Here is a 16949-nt window from a genome sequence, read left to right as displayed (position 1 = left end):
TTCATCAGACAGAAGCTGCGTCATGCGATTAACCGCAAGCTCACCATTTGAACGGATGGCCTCGCGGACTTCTACTGGCATTTTCGGCCGCCCACTTGGATTGCCACTTTGGCCTTTTTTAAACACGGCACGGCTCCTGTTTTCAGCTTGTTTCCAATTCACGACATCACGGGCGCGAGGTGCGCGTCTGCACGCTTAAATATGCCCCCCCCTGAGCCAGGGGATGAGGGGTGCCCCCTGCTTTGGCTTGCGGCTTGGGCATGGGGGCTTTTCAACCTTTGGCTGATCGGAAGGCATACCCACATCATTATCATAATTCATAATAACCGCAAATTTTATGATCTTCATTCATATGTCTTGGTTGCGACCACGGGCTAGTGAGCAGGGGGGGGTTCATTCTCAACCTTGATGTTTCCACTCAGGGTTGCCCCACTTCCCCACTTAGTTCCCCACCTTAAAAACAACGTGGGGAGGGTGGTGATTTGGCACCATCTTCATCCGCCTTTAGGCTTAGGATGGAGTGGTGCGGGTGGGCTTCCCCACCACCACCTTCCTAGGGGGTGGGGGGGGTGGGGGGGAAATCAAAATGCCATATTTCACTGACCATTCGGGTGGGCGCTCCCAACCTCGTAAACTGGCACCCCGTCAGGCTTCTTTGGGTCCTCAATTCTCCCCACCTTGATCCAGTCATTTGCCTCCCACTGGGTTAGAATTTGCCCCACCTTGCTTGCTGCTGCCTTGCGAACATCTGACTTTTTGTCGGCTGGCATTTCGATCCCGCAAATCCGGGCCACGATGTAGCCAAACCAATGTTCTGCCTGTTTGCTTTGGCGTGCGTGTTTTGGGTCGAGGTCCGCGAGGCGGGCAACGGTATCACAGGCCATTTGCAGCGTGATGCCTTCAAAGGCGTCTGGCCACGTCCACTTTGCCAAGGCCCCGACGCTTTCGCCATTGGGCAGTAGGGAGCCGCATTTCTCGAACCACTGGTTTCGCGCACTGGATGGCGGGGCCAGATTGCTTTCCTGATCGCCGATGCGGAAAAAATACCTGTGGTCGGCCTCGCCCGCCTGAACGGCCTCACTCTCTGACATTCCCACTAGGATGCGATTGAGGCGACAGGTGCCACGCAAGGCGCTGCCCCCACGTGCATCGTCAATGTTCGGGGTGACACCTGACATCACTTTTCGGGTGTGGTGGATCAGATGGACTGACACTTGCCGCTTGGCCGCAAACTCTCGGATGCGCTGGCCCAACGCCCTGAAGGTTTCGTTGCTTTCCTCGGCGTGGCTCAAGTCTTGAAGGGGGTCAAACACCAGAACGTCAAAGCCCTTCCGTGCAACCAAGTCTTCCAGATATTTAAAAACGGCCTCGTTCACGGTCAGGTCGCGATTGATTTGGTCGATCAGGTAAAGGTCAGGGTATTTGACTGTCGATTGAAGGCATAGGCGACCCCCAAAGTCGGCCTGATCTATCCCGGCGCTGATGCAGGTTGCGGCGTAGCGGGCGTGTAAAACATTCTGATCATCTTCAGCGTTGACGTACAGAACGCGCAGCGGCTCGACATTGACGCCAAACACCTTGCCCCCGCTGGCCATATCCATTGCCTCGGCCAGTGCGAGTTGTGACTTCCCAACCTTGGGCGCGGCCACTGTCAGGCTTGTGTATCCTCGCGCATAGAAATCCCGATAAATCCACGGCGTTGCGGGGATGTTTTCAAAGTCGAGAATGCCCACAGGTTTAGGATCGGGCAAAATACGCACGTCAGAGGCCGCAGGAGGCCCATTATGCGCCTCTCGGGGGGGGTCTTTGGTAGGGGTGGATGGCTGAGCACCGCCTTGCGGCCTCTCAGGGGGTGCTAGACGATGGCTTGTATCCACGGGCTGACTGTCCCTGTGCGCGTCCCTGTGGAGGCGCTGCCACTGGTCAGGGTTCATCCGTTCCTTGAGCAGCTGCAATGCTGGCCCAATGCTGGTGACAGTGGTTGCGGGGCCAGACGTATCCCAAACCCGCTCCGCTTCGCCCGCTTCGGGCGGTGGGTCGCCCGTGTATCGGTTGCCGTATGAAATGAAGTCGGCGCGGAACAACTCGCCAAACCCTGCTTTGAGGCTGTGCACCAGCTTTACCCAATCCTCCCGGCCAATGTCGTTCACGGCAAGCGTCAGCGCGCCGCGCACAATCTCAATCGTTTGTTCTGGTGTGCTATGATTTTGGCTGTGGCTGGGACTTGGCCTTGGCTTGTGGGCCTGTTTGGCATCTTTGCGCGCCTCAATCGCGGCGTTCACGCGATCAAGGGGATAGGCAGGCAGGCGGGCGATGTCCGCGATCAGGTCGCCACCTTGCGCGATGTATGCGGTGCCGTCTGGCATCTTCGTACCGGGCGCGATGATGTAACCGCCCTCGGCGCGGACATCGACATATTCCGCGATCTGTTTGGCAGACGACTTCGCCCCCTCAACGTGCCTGTAGATGTCGTGCCGTCCTCCACTGGGTGTGGCAACTGAGAGTGCCCCAAGGACCGTCAGCCCGGCCTGTTGCGCCTGCTTCTCACCAACGGCCTCACCTGTCTCTTTGCAGGTGTCCACATCGATCACTGCGATACCGCTGGCAGCGCCCGTGGGAAGCCCGACAAGTGCGTCTGGCCAATCTGACCACCACTCTTTGACAGTCTGAGCATTGGCGCTGGCATCGCGGAAACCGCTGGACGTGTAGGGTGCTTTTGCCTTCTTTGGTCTGCCCTTGGCATCGACCGCTAAACCGTCAGCCTCTAAGCAAGGAAATACCGGGAAACCGTTGGCGGCATATTCTAACGCGATGGCCTTGTTTGCCCCAGTAGCCGTTTCTGTCTCAATCGGTGTGGCGCTGTTCATCTCAGCGCTTTTCAGTTCCTCCTCAAATACATCGAAGGACGTGGCACCGTCGCGGGCGTCCGTTCCGTCACTCATCGCGCATTCCAACTCGCAGGCAAGTCCTCGCGGTATTTCCACCATAAAAAACCTGTCGTGGGACAAAATCTGATCGCAGCCCGAAGCTCCTCAATATCCGGGCCGCTCATGCTGCACCTCGGTCTTGACGGCCAGCTTCGATCCACTCTTGGACGTCGGCTGCGGGGTAACGGATGCGCTGGCCGAGCTTGACGTAATTGGGGCCAGCACCCACGCAGCGCCAGTTGGCCAGCGTATTCAGTGGCACCTGAATTAGCTTCGACAGATCGATCGGGGTGAGATATTCTAGGTCAGTCATTGGGGGGAAACCCTCCGTGATAGAGGGTGTCACCGCCAAGGTCTGGAAACTGTCAACGGTGACACCCGGTTACGAGTGACCGCCAATAAGCACGGATGTGTGCTGGTCGCTGACCGCTAAGATACCTTAGCGCCCAACTATTTTTTGCTGGAGTACAATTTACGCAGTCTGTCGGGCGTAAGCAGGTCGTCGGCCTCCTCTTCTTTCCCTTCTTTTGCTAGCCTCTCGCCCAGTTCACCTAAGGCGTATGTACAGGCGGCATAAATGGACGGCCTCGGTTTGGCTTGCAGCTTCTTATCTACCAAAGCCAGCAACTCATCCCTGTAGGGCTTGCGCCCTCCGAGGCGCGGCTTGCTGGCTTTGACCGATATTTTTTCACGCCTTTCGCTCTCAACCTCTGCACGCTTCGCGTCGCGCGCCATCACGGGTTCGTAAAACTCCATAGCGGCCTCGTATGTCGGCTCTATTGCGAAGAGGTCCACCGTCTCGCCGTCTTCACTAATGCGCATGACGGTCTTCTTGCCCAGCGCCTCACCCGCTTCGATGCGACGCGCGATCTCCCTACCGGTTTCAGGACTGTCAGGGTCATATATCAGGCGCTCGTTCTGTGGCGTTTTCTTATCCGGCATTGAAAATCCCCCCCTTTTCGCCCAGCAAATCTTCAGCCGAAATGTGGGTGTACCTTTTCAAATGCTCCCACGAACGGTGGCCAGACACTACAGCGACTTGCGGGATATTCCAGCCAGCATCGAATAGCCTGCTGATCCCTTCGTGGCGCAGATCGTGCAACACCATGTCCTCGATCCCGGCAGCCTCGGTGGCCTTCTTGAACGTCTGGTAAACCGTCGTCTGGGAAAAGCCCAACACAAAGCTGGTCTTGCCCCGGCTGGCGTACCAGCCCTCCATGATCGGGCCTGAGCGCCCAAGCAGAGGCACCCTGTCGTCTGCCTTGGTGCCTTTCCTCTCTCTGATCGTGACGATGAACTTGTTGGCCTCTTTCCGCTCGACGTCGTCCCAGCGCAGCCCGCAGAGTTCCCCTGACCGCATTGGTGTGTCGATCAGGAAGGCAACGACGCTGGAGGGGATGCTATTTGACTGCCAGTGCGAGGCGATAAGCTGCTCCTCGTCAGGGCTGCAGCGACGACTGCGGTGCTGGATGGGCTTGATGGCCCCATTCCGCTTCATGGCCGCCTTGGTTTCGTGCCATGGCTGCTCTGACACGTCCCACATCCAGACAGACCGCGCGTATTTAACGACGCCCCCAATAGTGGCCAACGCCAGTTCGAGGGACGTGCCCGCGAGGTCGGACGCTTTGAAAATATCCTGAATGTCGGCCTGTCGCGCCGACTCCAGTTTGACGTTGCCCCACGTCTGCACCCCACGCTGAAGGTGCCCCATCTTGCTGCGGCTGAAGCTGTGGCCCTGCTCCGCGACATATTGCTTTGCGGCCTCTGCCAGAGTGTGGCCCTCGGCCCGCTTTGATGGCAAGCCTATCTCGCCAAGTTCGATGTCGCGCTCGGTCTTGGTCGCCCATTTCTGAGCCATTCCCTTCGTGCTGAACGACTTAGAACGACGCACGCCGCTCTTCTTAACCTGTGCAAACCAACTCTCGCCACGCTTCCGAATCGTCGCCATTTGATGCCCTCCTGAGGGCCTGATGCCCATAACTACTGCGATCCGCTGTGAAGTAGCGTGATACGTTTGTAAAGTATTTCAGTGGCTTAATGCGAATTCGCTCAAGAACTCTATTAACGATCGTTAACCATGCGGGCGCAGAGTGCCTCGACCAATAGGTTCAGGCCCCGAGAATGAGTGATCCTTTACTGCGTTTGTCCGCGCCGCACCCTATTGCGCGACGCGATCGACCTGCCCTGCCAGTAGGACGGCAGTTGGTGAATGCCGGGTTGATCAGCCAGACCACCCTGTTACAGGCACTCGCCATGCAACGGCGCATCGACTCGCCGCTGGGCGAAATTCTGGTCGCTGAGGGGCATGTGGCACGCAGCGATGTCCTGACTGCACTGGCCGTACAAAACGATGCCGACCGGGTTGATCTGGACGTTGATCCGCCCAGCCCGCTCATGTCACAGTCACTGCCTGCCGCTTTGTGCCAACGCTTTAGCGTCGTGCCATGGCGTTGGGTCGATAACACGTTGTTGGTGGCCACCACGCAACCTGACCAGATGGATGCGTTGGCCGCCGCCCTGCCGCGGGGCGCCCCGGGCATGCTGCCCGTGATCGCAGATCAGGATCAAATTATCGAACAGACCGGCAAGCTGTTTGGCGTTCATTTGGCGCGGCGGGCTGTAACCAAGTTGCCTGCGGCTGTCAGTTGTCGCACGTGGTCACTTGGTGGAGCATTTGGTCGGGCGCAGGCTGGCTTTGTCGCTGCCCTCGTCCTCGGAGTGATTGGCGTCTACCCGGTATGGTCCATCACCGTCCTGGTTGCATTTGCGATGCTGACGCTTGCGATGACGACGACGCTCAAGGCTCTGGCCCTTGTGGCGCGCATGACCCACCAATTGCCTGCCCGCGTCGAACCACTGGCCGAAGCGCCCAGCGCCAGATCTCCCAAAATCTCTGTTCTGGTGCCCCTGTTCAACGAAGAACGGATCGCCGAGGCGCTTATCCAGCGTCTTTCGAAACTCACCTACCCCAAGGCATTGCTTGAGGTCGTTCTGGTGCTGGAAGCCAAGGATGACGTCACCAAAACCACGCTGGCACGCACCGTTCTACCCAGCTGGATGCGGGTGATTGAGGTGCCCGATGATTGCACGCTCACCACCAAACCACGCGCAATGAACTATGCGCTCGACTTTTGCAGAGGCGATATTATCGGGGTGTGGGACGCCGAGGATGCGCCAGAACCAGACCAGCTAGAAAAAGTCGTCGCCCAATTTTCCCGGGCCGGACCGAAGGTGGCCTGCCTGCAGGGCATTCTTGATTATTACAATCCGCGCCAGAACTGGCTCTCACGCTGTTTTACAATCGAATACGCAAGCTGGTGGCGTCTGGTGTTGCCCGGCGTGTCTCGCCTTGGCCTCGTTTTGCCGCTCGGGGGAACCACGTTGTTCTTCCGCCGAAGCATTCTTGAAGACATCGGGGGCTGGGATGCGCACAACGTGACTGAAGACGCCGATCTCGGGATCCGCCTTGCGCGCCACGGCTATACCACCGAACTGATCCCAACGGTAACCTATGAAGAGGCAAACTGCCGTGCTTGGCCGTGGGTCAAACAACGTTCACGCTGGATCAAAGGATATCTGATCACCTATTTCGTGCACATGCGCTCGCCCCGCGCGTTGTTACGGGATCTTGGGCTTTGGCGGTTTCTGGGCATTCAGGCGATGTTTCTGGCCACCGTCATACAATTTGCGGCCTTGCCTCTGCTTTGGAGTTTTTGGCTGCCCATGTTCGGCGTCCCGCATCCGATGGTCGAAACGCTCGGTCCTGAGATCGTCTGGTCGCTAGCGATTTTTTTCATCAGCGCGGAGGCGCTCAATATCATCATCGGCATGCTCGCCGTTTCAAATCGCCATCACCGGCACTTGCTGGGATGGGTGCCCACGCTTGTGTTCTATTTTCCGCTTGGGGCGCTGGCGAGTTACAAGGCGTTTTACGAATTGTTGGTCAAGCCGTTTTACTGGGACAAAACCCAGCACGGACATGAGAAGGCGGACAGCGACGGACCTCAGCCCTCGTCCTGACGCGCGTCTGCGTCCTGCTTGAGACGGGTCATAAACGCCACAGAGATATGTTCGCGCAGCGCGTCACCTGCGCCCGCCTCGTCCTTGGCTTCGATGGCTGTGACGATCTTGTCGTGTTCTTCCTGCGCAATCCGGGTGCGCCCCACCGCTGCCAGTGACGTTGTGGCCATCAGCGCCATGGTGCGGTGCACCAGATCAAGCTGTTGCACCAGATAGCGGTTGTGCGATGCCAGATGGATTTGTTTGTGAAAGCGACGGTTGGCCCGGCTCAGGGCAGCAGGGTCGCCAATCAATTCGTTGTCCGCTTCGACCATTTCGCGCAGAATGCGGACCTCTTCATCCGTGGCATGGCGCGCCGCGAGGGAGGCGGCCAACCCTTCCAACTGGCTACGTACAACGTAAAGCTCGGACATCTGGTTGTGATCGAGCGAGGCCACGATCAGGCTGCGCCCATCGCGCGCCAGCAGTGACTGGGTTTCAAGACGTTGCAATGCCTCGCGCACCGGGGTGCGGGACACGCCAAAGCGTTCGGCCAACTCGCTTTCCACCAACCGATCGCCGGGGCGATAGGTGCCGATGTCGATCGCCTCAAGGATCAGGGAATAGGCATCGGTGTTGTTGGAGCGCGCAGAGGGCATGGGGCAAGGCTCTTAAGTCGTTGATATAGCGCACCCTAGGGTGCGGGGTGTGGCCCGCGCAACCCTCTTGCAGTTAATCGCACCCCGCTCTAAGCCTGCGCCTATGCCAGCTGCTGAATTCGCCCATGTGCGTGCCTGGGTCTTTGACCTCGACAACACGCTTTATCACCCTTCTGTCCGCCTCTTTGACCAGATCGAGGTTCGGATGACTGCCTATGTGATGGAAGCGCTTGGCGTGGACAAGGCCGAGGCGGACCGGCTGCGCGTCCACTATTGGCGCGAGCACGGCACCACACTGGCGGGCCTGATGCGCGAACATGACCTTGATCCCGATCCGTATCTGGTGGACGTGCACGACATTTCGTTTGATGCATTGCAACCCGATGCGGACCTGCACGCTCGCATCCGCGCGCTGCCCGGGCGGCGCATTGTCTACACCAACGGCTCGGCGCCTTATGCCGAGCAGGTGCTGGCGGCGCGGGGGCTTTCGGGTCTTTTTGATGCGATCTATGGCGTGGAACATGCGGGCTACCGGCCCAAACCCGAACACAGTGCCTTTGAAGAGGTGTTCACCCGCGATGGGCTGGACCCTGCCGTGGGTGCGATGTTTGAGGATGAACCGCGCAACCTTGCTGCCCCCCACGCGATGGGGATGAAAACGGTCCATGTGGCCCCCGACCCCGTGGAAGAACCCCATATTCACCACCACACGGACGATCTGAGCCACTTTTTGACTCGGTTGACCGGGTAGGACAGGATGCCGCCTTGGCCCGGCGGCGCAAAGGCATATGTCTTGGTGTAACGAAAGGCACATCATGCGCGACATCACCCCTTGTGATATTCTGATTTCCGGCGGCGGCATTGCTGGCCTGACCGCAGCGGCGGCCTTCGGCGCTGCAGGCTTTAATGTCATCTGTGTCGATCCCACCCCGCCCGTGACCGAGCGTGAGGCGACAGGGTCAGACATGCGCACAACGGCCATGCTGCAACCTGCTCGCGACCTACTGGAGCAAGCGGGCTTGTGGGAGGCCCTTGCCCCCCATGCCACTGCGCTTGACGTGATGCAGATCGTGGACGCGGGCGGCACTGACGGATCAGCGCGCGAAATCAGAGCCTTCCGCGCCAGCGACGTGTCCGGTCTGCCCTTTGGCTGGAACCTGCCCAACTGGCGGTTGCGCCGGGAAATGGTCGCACGGCTTGAGGCGCTGGACAGCGTGGATTTCCGCCCCGGTGTTGGCACGCGAAGCCTTTTGGGTCGCACTGCAGAGGCGCGTGTGGGGCTCTCTGACGGAAGCCGTATCAGCGCACGGCTCGTAATCGCGGCAGACGGGCGCGCGTCGCCCATGCGCACCGCGGCTGGCATCGGTGTCACCACCCGGCGTTACGGGCAAAAAGCGCTGGCCTTTGCCGTGACCCATCCGATCCCGCACCAGAATGTGTCGACCGAAGTGCACCAGACTGGTGGGCCGTTCACGCTAGTTCCTTTGCCTGATCATGATGGAATGCCGTCTTCTGCCGTTGTCTGGATGGATGATGGGGCGGCCAGCATGGCGCGGATGCAAGCGGATGTCACCGATTTCGAGGCAGAGATGACAGCGCGCAGTTGTCATTTGCTTGGGCCTCTTACGCTGGCCTCGCGGCGCACGATCTGGCCCATCATCAGCCAACATGCCGAACGATTGAGCGGGGCACGGCTTGCCTTGATCGCGGAGGCCGCACATGTGGTGCCCCCGATCGGCGCGCAGGGCCTGAACATGAGCCTTGCAGACACCGCAACACTGCTGGACCTCGCACAAAAGCGCCCTGAGGGCCTTGGAGTTGCGGCGATGCTTGACGCCTATCACAGGGCACGCTTTGGCGACATTCGAATGCGGGTGACGGGCATCGATCTGCTCAACCGCGCGAGTCAGGCGTCTTCGCCGCTGGCGCGCGACGCGCGCGCCTTTGGGCTCAAAACCCTGCACGAGGTGGCACCCGTCCGCAAAACGCTTATGCAACTGGGCCTCGGCACACGGGCTGCCAGCTAGGCAGAAGTCACCCGCATCAGACGTGCGCTAGAGAACCTGATCCACAACCCGGGCCAAACGTGCAACTGTAGCGTTGACATCATAGAGCTTGTCGAGGCCAAACAACCCAATCCGGAACGTGCGAAAATCCGCAGGCTCATCGCATTGCAACGGAACACCGGCAGCAATCTGCATGCCCTCAGCGGCAAACCGTTTGCCGGTCTGGATGTCTGGATCGCTGGTATAGCTGACGACAACCCCCGGTGCACCAAAACCATCAGCAGCAACCGACGTAATGCCCTTGTCAGCCATCATCGCGCGCACCGCATTGCCCAGCGCCCATTGCGCATCCTTCAGCTTGTCAAACCCATAGACCTGCGTCTCTTTCATGGTGTCACGGAAATCGCGCAGCGCATCCGTGGGCATGGTCGCGTGATAGGCATGGCCCCCATTCTCATAGGCCTGCATGATCTGGTGCCACTTTTTGAGGTCGATTGCGAAACTGTCCGATGTGGTCTCTTCCATCCGAGCCACTGCCCGCTCGGACAGCATAACCAAACCGGCACAAGGCGAGGCTGACCACCCCTTTTGCGGGGCAGAAATCAGCACATCCACACCTAGCTTTCGCATATCAACCCAGGCACAGCCAGACGCAATGCAATCCAGCACCATCAACGCGCCGACATCGTGGGCCGCCGCCGCCATCGCTTCAATGTAGTCGTCCGGCAGGACCACACCCGCGCTTGTTTCTACATGCGGGGCAAACACAACGTCGGGCTTTTGAATACGAATGGCCTCAACTACCTCGTCGATTGGGGCGGGTGCAAAGGGCGAAGGACTGGCGTTGCCAGTCTGGCGCGCCTTCAATACTGTGGTTGATGCGGTCAGCCCACCCAGTTCGAAAATCTGGGACCAACGATAGGAAAACCAGCCGTTGCGTACGACCAGCACATCAGCGCCGCGCCCAAACTGACGGGCCACAGCCTCCATTCCAAAGGTACCACCGCCGGGAACAACAACCACGGCATCCGCGGCATAAACCTCTTTAAGCATAGACGAGATGTCGTTCATCACCGTCTGAAACGCGACGCTCATGTGGTTCAGCGAACGGTCGGTAAAAACCACCGAAAATTCTTCCAGACCGGTCGGGTCTACGGTGTCCAAAAGTGCGGCCATGTCATGTTCCTCCCATCATTGATGTGATGGGTTAACGGAGAGTTGCGACAAAGGCAAAGTCTACCTTCGTATGCAATTGAACGCTCAGCCCCACGTCACCGGATCAAGGCGCAACAGTTTGGAAATCTGTTCGTAAACCTTTGGCTCCGCGCGCTTCAACAGGGCGGGCCGTTCGTAAAAGAGCTCAATGACGACCGCAAAGTATTCCTGGTGATTGGTCGCGCCGTAAGCATCTACCGCGGTTCTGCGACCATTCTCGACGTCATCAACATGGCGGTTGAAGGCGTCCACGAACACAGCCTCCCATGTTGCATAGGCCTGCCCGGGCTCAAGCACCGGGATGCCGTTCGTGCGCCCGGACATATCGTCGAGTTGATGGGCAAATTCGTGCAGCACGACGTTGTGCCCACTGCGATCCTGTTCTGCCCCGATTTGTGCGTCTCTCCATGACAGGATCACTGGCCCCCTGCTCCAGCTTTCGCCGGTCCGCACCACTTCGGCCTCGCTCACGACATATCCGTCCCGGCGCACCTGCTTGGATTTGAAGGCCGCCGGGTAAATCAACACAGTGGTCAACTTGTCGTACCAGCGATCCGTATTGACTACGAGCAGGCAGGCCTGAGCGGCAACCGACAACTCCATGTCTTCGGTAACCTCCAGCCCGTTGCAGCCCTGAAATTCCACTTGGTCGAGGAACAAATTGACCTTGCCCTCGAACGCTGCGCGAAACTTGACAGGCATGCGGCGCAGCAAAGGCACGGCATCAAACAGGATGTCCCACTCCCGGTCGGTCAAAGGCGCACTCAGCAGCCCACGCCTATGGCGCACGCGACGGACATACAGTGCGCCGATCACACCCAAAACAACGATGATAAGCAAAAGGACGAGCATGGTGTGATCCTACTACAGGCCAGTGCCGGGAAAAGGCAATGTCAGCCAACGCTGGGCGCGCTAACCCCCAATGGCCCCGGGCGCCGTTCTTCGCTGAGCAGCACATTGGCCTCGACCTCACCCGCACCGGGCAAAGTCATGATGCGACGGCGCAAAACCCGCTCAAAGTCAGGCAAATCGCGGGCCACAACGCGCAGGCGATAGTCATAAAGCCCCAGCACATGCTCAACTGTCTGCACCTCGGGAATGGCGCTGACCGCACGTTCAAAATCATCAAGGCTGACGCGGCCCTTGGTCGCCAACTTCACCCCCAGAAACACAGTCACACCAAACCCGAGGCCCGCCGCATCCAGCACCAGCCGCTGCCCCCCAAAAACACCCGCCTCGCGCAACCGCTTGATCCTGCGCCACGCGGCAGGTTGCGACAGTCCGCAAGCGCGCCCAATGGCCCCGGCACCCTGCCCCGCATCCCGCGCCAACATCCGCAGGATCGCAAAATCTGTGTCATCCAACGTCATAACGGCAGCGCCAGATCGCTCTTGATACGGGCCACATGCATCAGCGCCTCGATATCCGCGATATGGGGCAAGACCAGAATGCGACTGCGATAAAGATGCTGGTAATGGGCCATGTCCCGCGCGATGACCGACAGGCGCACATCAACCCGACCCAAAAACGTTTGGATCTCGATCACTTCGGGCACCTCGCGGGCACCGGCAATAAATTCGTCAAAGGCCGCACCTTGGGTCTTGTCCAATGTCACGCGCAAAGACACCTCAACCGCATATCCAAGTGCCGCCCAGTCAATGATGCCAACGACCCCATTGACCACCCCGGCCTCGCGCAACTTGGCCTGACGACGGGCAAGCTGGCCCACACTGACCCGCGCCCGCTCGGCCAGATCAGCAGGGGCAAGGGTCGGGTCGGCCTGCCATTGGCGCACTATGCGGCGATCTACATCATCTAGCATGATTTCACCGCATAATAACTTTCTTACGCATGATCCACCCCACATTAGATCAAAATAACTCAAAAACCAACGATGCCCAACCGGTAGAACATCCGTATAACCCGGCCCAGACAACAACCCCGGAGGGACAAGACATGCGCGTATATTATGACCGCGATTGCGACATCAACCTGATCAAAGACATGAAAGTGGCCATTCTCGGCTACGGCTCCCAAGGCCACGCCCACGCACTGAACCTGCGCGACAGTGGCGCCAAGAACGTCGTCGTCGCCCTGCGCGAAGGCTCGCCATCCATCGCCAAAGCCGAAGGTGAAGGCCTGAAAACCATGGGCATCGCCGAAGCCGCCGCTTGGGCCGACCTGATCATGTTCACAATGCCCGACGAACTGCAGGCCGAAACCTACAAGAAATACGTGCACGACAACATCCGTGAAGGCGCTGCAATCGCATTCGCCCACGGCCTGAACGTGCACTTTGGCCTGATCGAACCCAAAGCAGGCATCGACGTCGTCATGATGGCGCCCAAAGGCCCCGGCCACACCGTGCGCGGTGAATACGTCAAAGGCGGCGGCGTGCCCTGCCTTGTCGCGATCGACAACGACGCATCCGGCCGTGCGCTGGAAATCGGCCTGTCCTACTGCTCCGCCATCGGTGGCGGCCGCTCAGGCATCATCGAAACCAACTTCCGCGAAGAATGCGAAACAGACCTCTTCGGCGAACAGGCCGTTCTGTGTGGCGGTCTGGTCGAACTGATCCGCATGGGCTTTGAAACGCTGGTCGAGGCGGGTTACGCCCCCGAGATGGCCTATTTCGAATGCCTGCACGAAGTGAAGCTGATCGTGGACCTGATCTATGAGGGCGGCATCGCCAACATGAACTACTCGATCTCCAATACGGCTGAGTACGGCGAATACGTCTCCGGCCCGCGCGTGCTGCCGTACGACGAGACAAAGGCACGGATGAAGGACATCCTGACCGACATCCAAACCGGCAAATTCGTGCGTGACTTCATGACCGAAAACGCAGTTGGCCAGCCGTTCTTCAAAGGGACACGCCGGATCAACGACGAACATCAGATCGAAGCCACTGGCGAAACCCTGCGCGGCATGATGCCGTGGATTTCAGCAGGCAAGATGGTCGACAAGGCCAAGAACTAAGACACGGCTACTACGGCAAGCACCGCGGAGGATGGGCACCCCTGCCCATCCTCACGCAACCGCTGGCAAGGCAGGGTTTCAGCCAATTGAATGTTTTTGGGTGCAACAGATATAGTGTCCGCTGTGCGGGACAAAGCGGGCCTTCACAGTTGCTACACTAACGGCTGCTTTAACATACAAACAGTCTCACCGAAGTTGGGCAAAACCATTCACACAGATCACAAGATCAGTTGCTCGATTGCCTTGGGGTGATCGGTCACTGGCTCATAGCCGTCTTTCGTAATGATAAAGCTGTCGCCGATTTGCGCACGGAAGGTATCAACGGTCACAGATCCATCCACTGCCAAGACCATGCCTGGCTGAAGGATTGTTTTGTCACCGGTAACCAGCTGCGGCATTTCTAGAAAGCTGAAACCCGTCGCACGGCCACATCGGAACGGATACTCGTATCCTGCACCTTGAATTACTTCTGCATATGCGGCGTGGACGCTTTCTGCTGTCACGCCGGGGCGCATCCCAGAAAGGGCGGCTTGCTGGCTGGCCAGCGCGACCTCATAGACCGCTGCTTGCGACGGGTCTTTCATCTCACCAATCCAAAAGGTTCGGTCAAACCCCAGCTTGAAGCGATGAAAATTGGTCATGCCGCAGAAGCAAAGAAACACGGGCTCGCCGCGCCGCATGATACGTGTGGTGGCGCGGTGATGGGTCTTTGTAATCGTTTCGCCCGAAGCCATGATTTGTAGGAAATGCGTGTTCGGAGACATATCGGCGTCGTCGTAATGCGCGCTCAGAAGTTCTGCTGCTTTACGGGTTCCCGCTTGCGAAGTGGCAAGGGCTACTTCGTATTCCGGCACGCCATCTCCGATGGCCGCGCGGCCGGCATTCATCATCGCGTTTGCGACCTGACCTGCATGGCGGGCAAGCTGTAGCTCTTGCGTCGATTTGATCATCCGCATCCCGGATAGGACGGGTGTGACCGAGGCGAGGTTCTGTGAGTCGACCAGTTCATCAACATATCTGCGCACAAGGGAGGGCATGTGATCTGGCTCTATTCCGATACGTGTGGCACCTTTGACCACCGCAGGCAATTCAGCGCGCCATTCCTCCCCCATTCCATCATTCCACGCGGCGATCCTGTCCACACGCGCCGCGGATTGAGCGGTGTTGAGGTCAATTGTGGGAGTGATCAACAGGCTGGAACCTTCGCGGGGCACCACCAATATGGTCGGGCGACCGAATTCCATGTGCAAGTAATCGTAATAACCTGTCAGGTAATAAACATTGTCGTCATCTGTGATGAACGCGACATCGAGCCCATTTTTACCCAATTCAGCACGAAGAGTTTGCATACGAGATTCAAACATCTCTAGTCGCCCTCGTTTCCCGCGATCGGTAGGCGTTCACGCACCAGTTGAGCCCAAAACGCCGCCCCAATTGGCAATAGATCATCGTTGAAATCGTAATCGTCCGAATGGAGCGGCTGGGCACAAGGCCCTTCTTGACCGTTGCCGAGCAGCAAGAAGCACCCTGGGACAGCAGCGGAGAAATGCGCGAAATCCTCTGAGAAACTCATGGGTTCGCGATTTCCTTCTGTCTCCAGCCCTAGGGCGAGACCTGCCTCCACGACGGCACGAGTTTGTTCCGGAGCATTGATCGTCTCGATGAATTCGGTGTTGAATTTCACTGATATCTTTACACCGTGGGCGGTTCCGATGCCTTCCGCCAACCGGCGCATAAGGCGTGCCACTTCCTCGCGATCTTCGGGCACTCGTGCGCGCACGTCACCTTTGAGGGTTGCGATACCGGGTAGGACATTGCGTTGGCCATCGGTCAGGATTTCCGTCACTGAAACGACAACTCCGGCACCCGGTGCAAGCTTGCGCGAGACGATGGTTTGCAAGGCCTGCACGACCTCTGCCCCGATGGTAATAGCATCACGCCCCACCTGCGGCATGGATGCGTGACCGCCTTGGCCTTCGATCAGAATTTCGAACAGGCTTTCGCTTGAACAGATTTGACCGGGCCGCGTGGATACCTGCCCCACTGGTGCGCCCGGAAGATTGTGAATGGCATAGATTTCCTCAACAGGTAAGCGCTCCAGCAGGCCCTCAGAAATCATGGCTTGCGCACCCAATCCGTGCTCTTCGTTGGGCTGAAAAATGAACACCACTGTGCCGTCAAAATTGGAGTCTTCGGCCAAGGCCTCCGCCGCGCCCAAGAGCATGGTCATATGGCCGTCATGCCCACAAGCGTGCATCACGCCAGCCGTCTGGGACACATAGTCATGGTTGCTTGCCTCATGGATCGGTAATGCGTCCATATCAGCACGCAATCCGATGGCGCGATTGCCGGAACCACGTTTCAGAACGCCGACAACGCCCACACCGATAGTGGTCTCGACCCCCAAGTCCTCAAGGATGCCCGCAATCCGTGCTTTCGTGCGCTCTTCAGCAAAGCCGAGTTCGGGCATTTTGTGAAATTCATGGCGCAGGGCACTTAAATCAATCGGAGGCATTGGTCTCTCTTTGGATGGTGTCCGACGAGGTTAACTTTATTTCTCAGGAACGCAGGTAGAAAAACGACCTCCACAGAGGCGATCCTCCGCTCACCGATCAGCCGGCGTTACATTTCGATTGCGATTTCTGAATTCGCCTGGGGTCAACCCGGTCCATCGTTTGAAGCTCCTATGAAAAGTGGGTTGGTCCAGAAGCCCAACACTTTCACCAATTTCCTTTATCGAGAGTTGGCTGCTTGCAAGCAAAGTCTTGGCTCGCTTTGCCCGACATTTTTCCAGTTCAACTTTGAAGCTTGTACCATTTGCCCGGAAGGTGCGTTTCAAACGCCCGGGGTTTTGCGAAAACAACTCGGCAAACCCGTTCAGAGTGGCAGGTTGCTTGTCGAGATGCAGTTCCAGCAGATCGCGGGTTTGCTGAAGAAAATCATCGCCACCTGTGAAGTTTTCCGGGAGGTTTTGGCTTTGCCCACCTCCGTATCGAAGCAGCAACCAGTGCGCTGGGAACTCGTGAGGCTCCCCATCTGAATTGGTCCACCGTTATGTTTAGGAAACGGAGGACAGAGAATGGCGAACAAACGACACAAGCCAGAGGAAATAGTTCAGAAGCTGCGGCAGGTTGATGTGCTTATCGGCCAGGGGATGCAGCGCG

The 16949-nt window shown here is 58.3% G+C and carries 17 protein-coding genes; 4 read left to right on the top strand and 13 right to left on the bottom strand.

Features of this window, described 5'->3' with window-relative positions; all coding sequences use genetic code 11:
* From ABJD00_RS14945 to ABJD00_RS14925, 5 genes are all read right to left on the bottom strand, one after another.
* The coding region (locus ABJD00_RS14945) for a DUF5681 domain-containing protein (RefSeq protein WP_413857550.1) at positions 1–126 on the bottom strand (126 nt) is incomplete at its 3' end.
* A gap of 470 nt (positions 127–596) precedes the next feature.
* Positions 597–2942 (bottom strand): AAA family ATPase, encoded by a 2346-nt coding sequence (locus ABJD00_RS14940; RefSeq protein ID WP_413831262.1) that lies wholly within the window; start codon positions 2940–2942, stop codon positions 597–599.
* A gap of 106 nt (positions 2943–3048) precedes the next feature.
* Positions 3049–3240 (bottom strand): helix-turn-helix transcriptional regulator, encoded by a 192-nt coding sequence (locus ABJD00_RS14935; protein ID WP_413831260.1) that lies wholly within the window; start codon positions 3238–3240, stop codon positions 3049–3051.
* 137 nt (positions 3241–3377) lie between these two features.
* Positions 3378–3869, bottom strand: a complete 492-nt coding sequence (locus ABJD00_RS14930) for a hypothetical protein (RefSeq protein ID WP_413831258.1) — start codon at positions 3867–3869, stop codon at positions 3378–3380.
* A complete protein-coding gene (locus tag ABJD00_RS14925; RefSeq protein WP_413831256.1) occupies positions 3859–4875 on the bottom strand; it encodes a site-specific integrase in 1017 nt (338 codons plus the stop codon). The genes ABJD00_RS14930 and ABJD00_RS14925 overlap by 11 nt, the downstream gene beginning before the upstream one ends.
* 173 nt (positions 4876–5048) lie before the next feature.
* Here ABJD00_RS14925 and ABJD00_RS14920 point away from each other — a divergent pair, with 173 nt between their 5' ends.
* Entirely contained in the window at positions 5049–6947 is a 1899-nt protein-coding gene (locus ABJD00_RS14920) for a glycosyltransferase family 2 protein (RefSeq protein ID WP_413831254.1), read from the top strand.
* Here the strand turns inward: ABJD00_RS14920 and ABJD00_RS14915 are convergent.
* Positions 6932–7585, bottom strand: coding sequence for a GntR family transcriptional regulator (locus tag ABJD00_RS14915; protein ID WP_413831252.1), 654 nt, complete (start codon positions 7583–7585; stop codon positions 6932–6934). The two genes, ABJD00_RS14920 and ABJD00_RS14915, sit on opposite strands and share 16 nt — an antisense overlap.
* A 103-nt stretch (positions 7586–7688) precedes the next feature.
* On the opposite strand from ABJD00_RS14915, the gene ABJD00_RS14910 reads away from it, so the two are divergent.
* Complete coding sequence (locus tag ABJD00_RS14910) at positions 7689–8336, top strand: pyrimidine 5'-nucleotidase (protein ID WP_413831266.1); 648 nt, start codon at positions 7689–7691, stop codon at positions 8334–8336.
* Between the two features lie 64 nt (positions 8337–8400).
* Positions 8401–9612, top strand: coding sequence for a UbiH/UbiF family hydroxylase (locus ABJD00_RS14905; RefSeq protein WP_413831250.1), 1212 nt, complete (start codon positions 8401–8403; stop codon positions 9610–9612).
* A gap of 27 nt (positions 9613–9639) precedes the next feature.
* Here the strand turns inward: ABJD00_RS14905 and ABJD00_RS14900 are convergent, their stop codons facing one another.
* From ABJD00_RS14900 to ABJD00_RS14885, 4 genes are all read right to left on the bottom strand, one after another.
* Positions 9640–10767 (bottom strand): aminotransferase class V-fold PLP-dependent enzyme, encoded by a 1128-nt coding sequence (locus ABJD00_RS14900; protein ID WP_413831248.1) that lies wholly within the window; start codon positions 10765–10767, stop codon positions 9640–9642.
* 84 nt (positions 10768–10851) lie between these two features.
* Positions 10852–11658: a zinc-dependent peptidase gene (locus ABJD00_RS14895; protein ID WP_413831246.1), complete on the bottom strand. Its 807-nt coding sequence runs from the start codon at positions 11656–11658 to the stop codon at positions 10852–10854.
* Positions 11659–11699: 41 nt separating this feature from the next.
* Entirely contained in the window at positions 11700–12176 is a 477-nt protein-coding gene (locus ABJD00_RS14890; protein ID WP_413831244.1) for an Lrp/AsnC family transcriptional regulator, read from the bottom strand.
* Positions 12173–12628 carry an Lrp/AsnC family transcriptional regulator gene (locus ABJD00_RS14885; RefSeq protein ID WP_413831242.1) on the bottom strand — a complete coding sequence of 152 codons (456 nt, stop codon included), beginning with the start codon at positions 12626–12628 and terminating at the stop codon, positions 12173–12175. Before ABJD00_RS14885 ends, ABJD00_RS14890 begins: the two co-directional genes overlap by 4 nt.
* Positions 12629–12762: 134 nt before the next feature.
* Here ABJD00_RS14885 and ilvC point away from each other — a divergent pair, with 134 nt between their 5' ends.
* Positions 12763–13785 (top strand): ketol-acid reductoisomerase, encoded by a 1023-nt coding sequence (gene ilvC, locus ABJD00_RS14880; RefSeq protein WP_108838964.1) that lies wholly within the window; start codon positions 12763–12765, stop codon positions 13783–13785.
* A gap of 218 nt (positions 13786–14003) precedes the next feature.
* Here ilvC and ABJD00_RS14875 read toward each other — a convergent pair whose 3' ends face one another.
* The 3 genes from ABJD00_RS14875 to ABJD00_RS14865 form a co-directional block, all read right to left on the bottom strand.
* A complete protein-coding gene (locus tag ABJD00_RS14875; RefSeq protein WP_413831239.1) occupies positions 14004–15149 on the bottom strand; it encodes a M24 family metallopeptidase in 1146 nt (381 codons plus the stop codon).
* A gap of 2 nt (positions 15150–15151) precedes the next feature.
* The gene (locus ABJD00_RS14870; protein WP_413831237.1) at positions 15152–16300 is read right to left on the bottom strand and encodes an amidohydrolase; all 1149 of its coding nucleotides are present in this window, start codon (positions 16298–16300) and stop codon (positions 15152–15154) included.
* A gap of 90 nt (positions 16301–16390) precedes the next feature.
* On the bottom strand, positions 16391–16624 hold the full coding sequence (locus tag ABJD00_RS14865; RefSeq protein ID WP_413831264.1) for a helix-turn-helix domain-containing protein: 234 nt from the start codon (positions 16622–16624) through the stop codon (positions 16391–16393).
* Positions 16625–16949: the final 325 nt, after the last annotated feature.

It is taken from the genome of Tateyamaria sp., assembly GCF_039945315.1.
GTDB lineage: Bacteria > Pseudomonadota > Alphaproteobacteria > Rhodobacterales > Rhodobacteraceae > Tateyamaria.
Note: the sequence above shows the minus strand (reverse complement) of the source record. Positions and strands in the feature narration are given on the sequence as shown.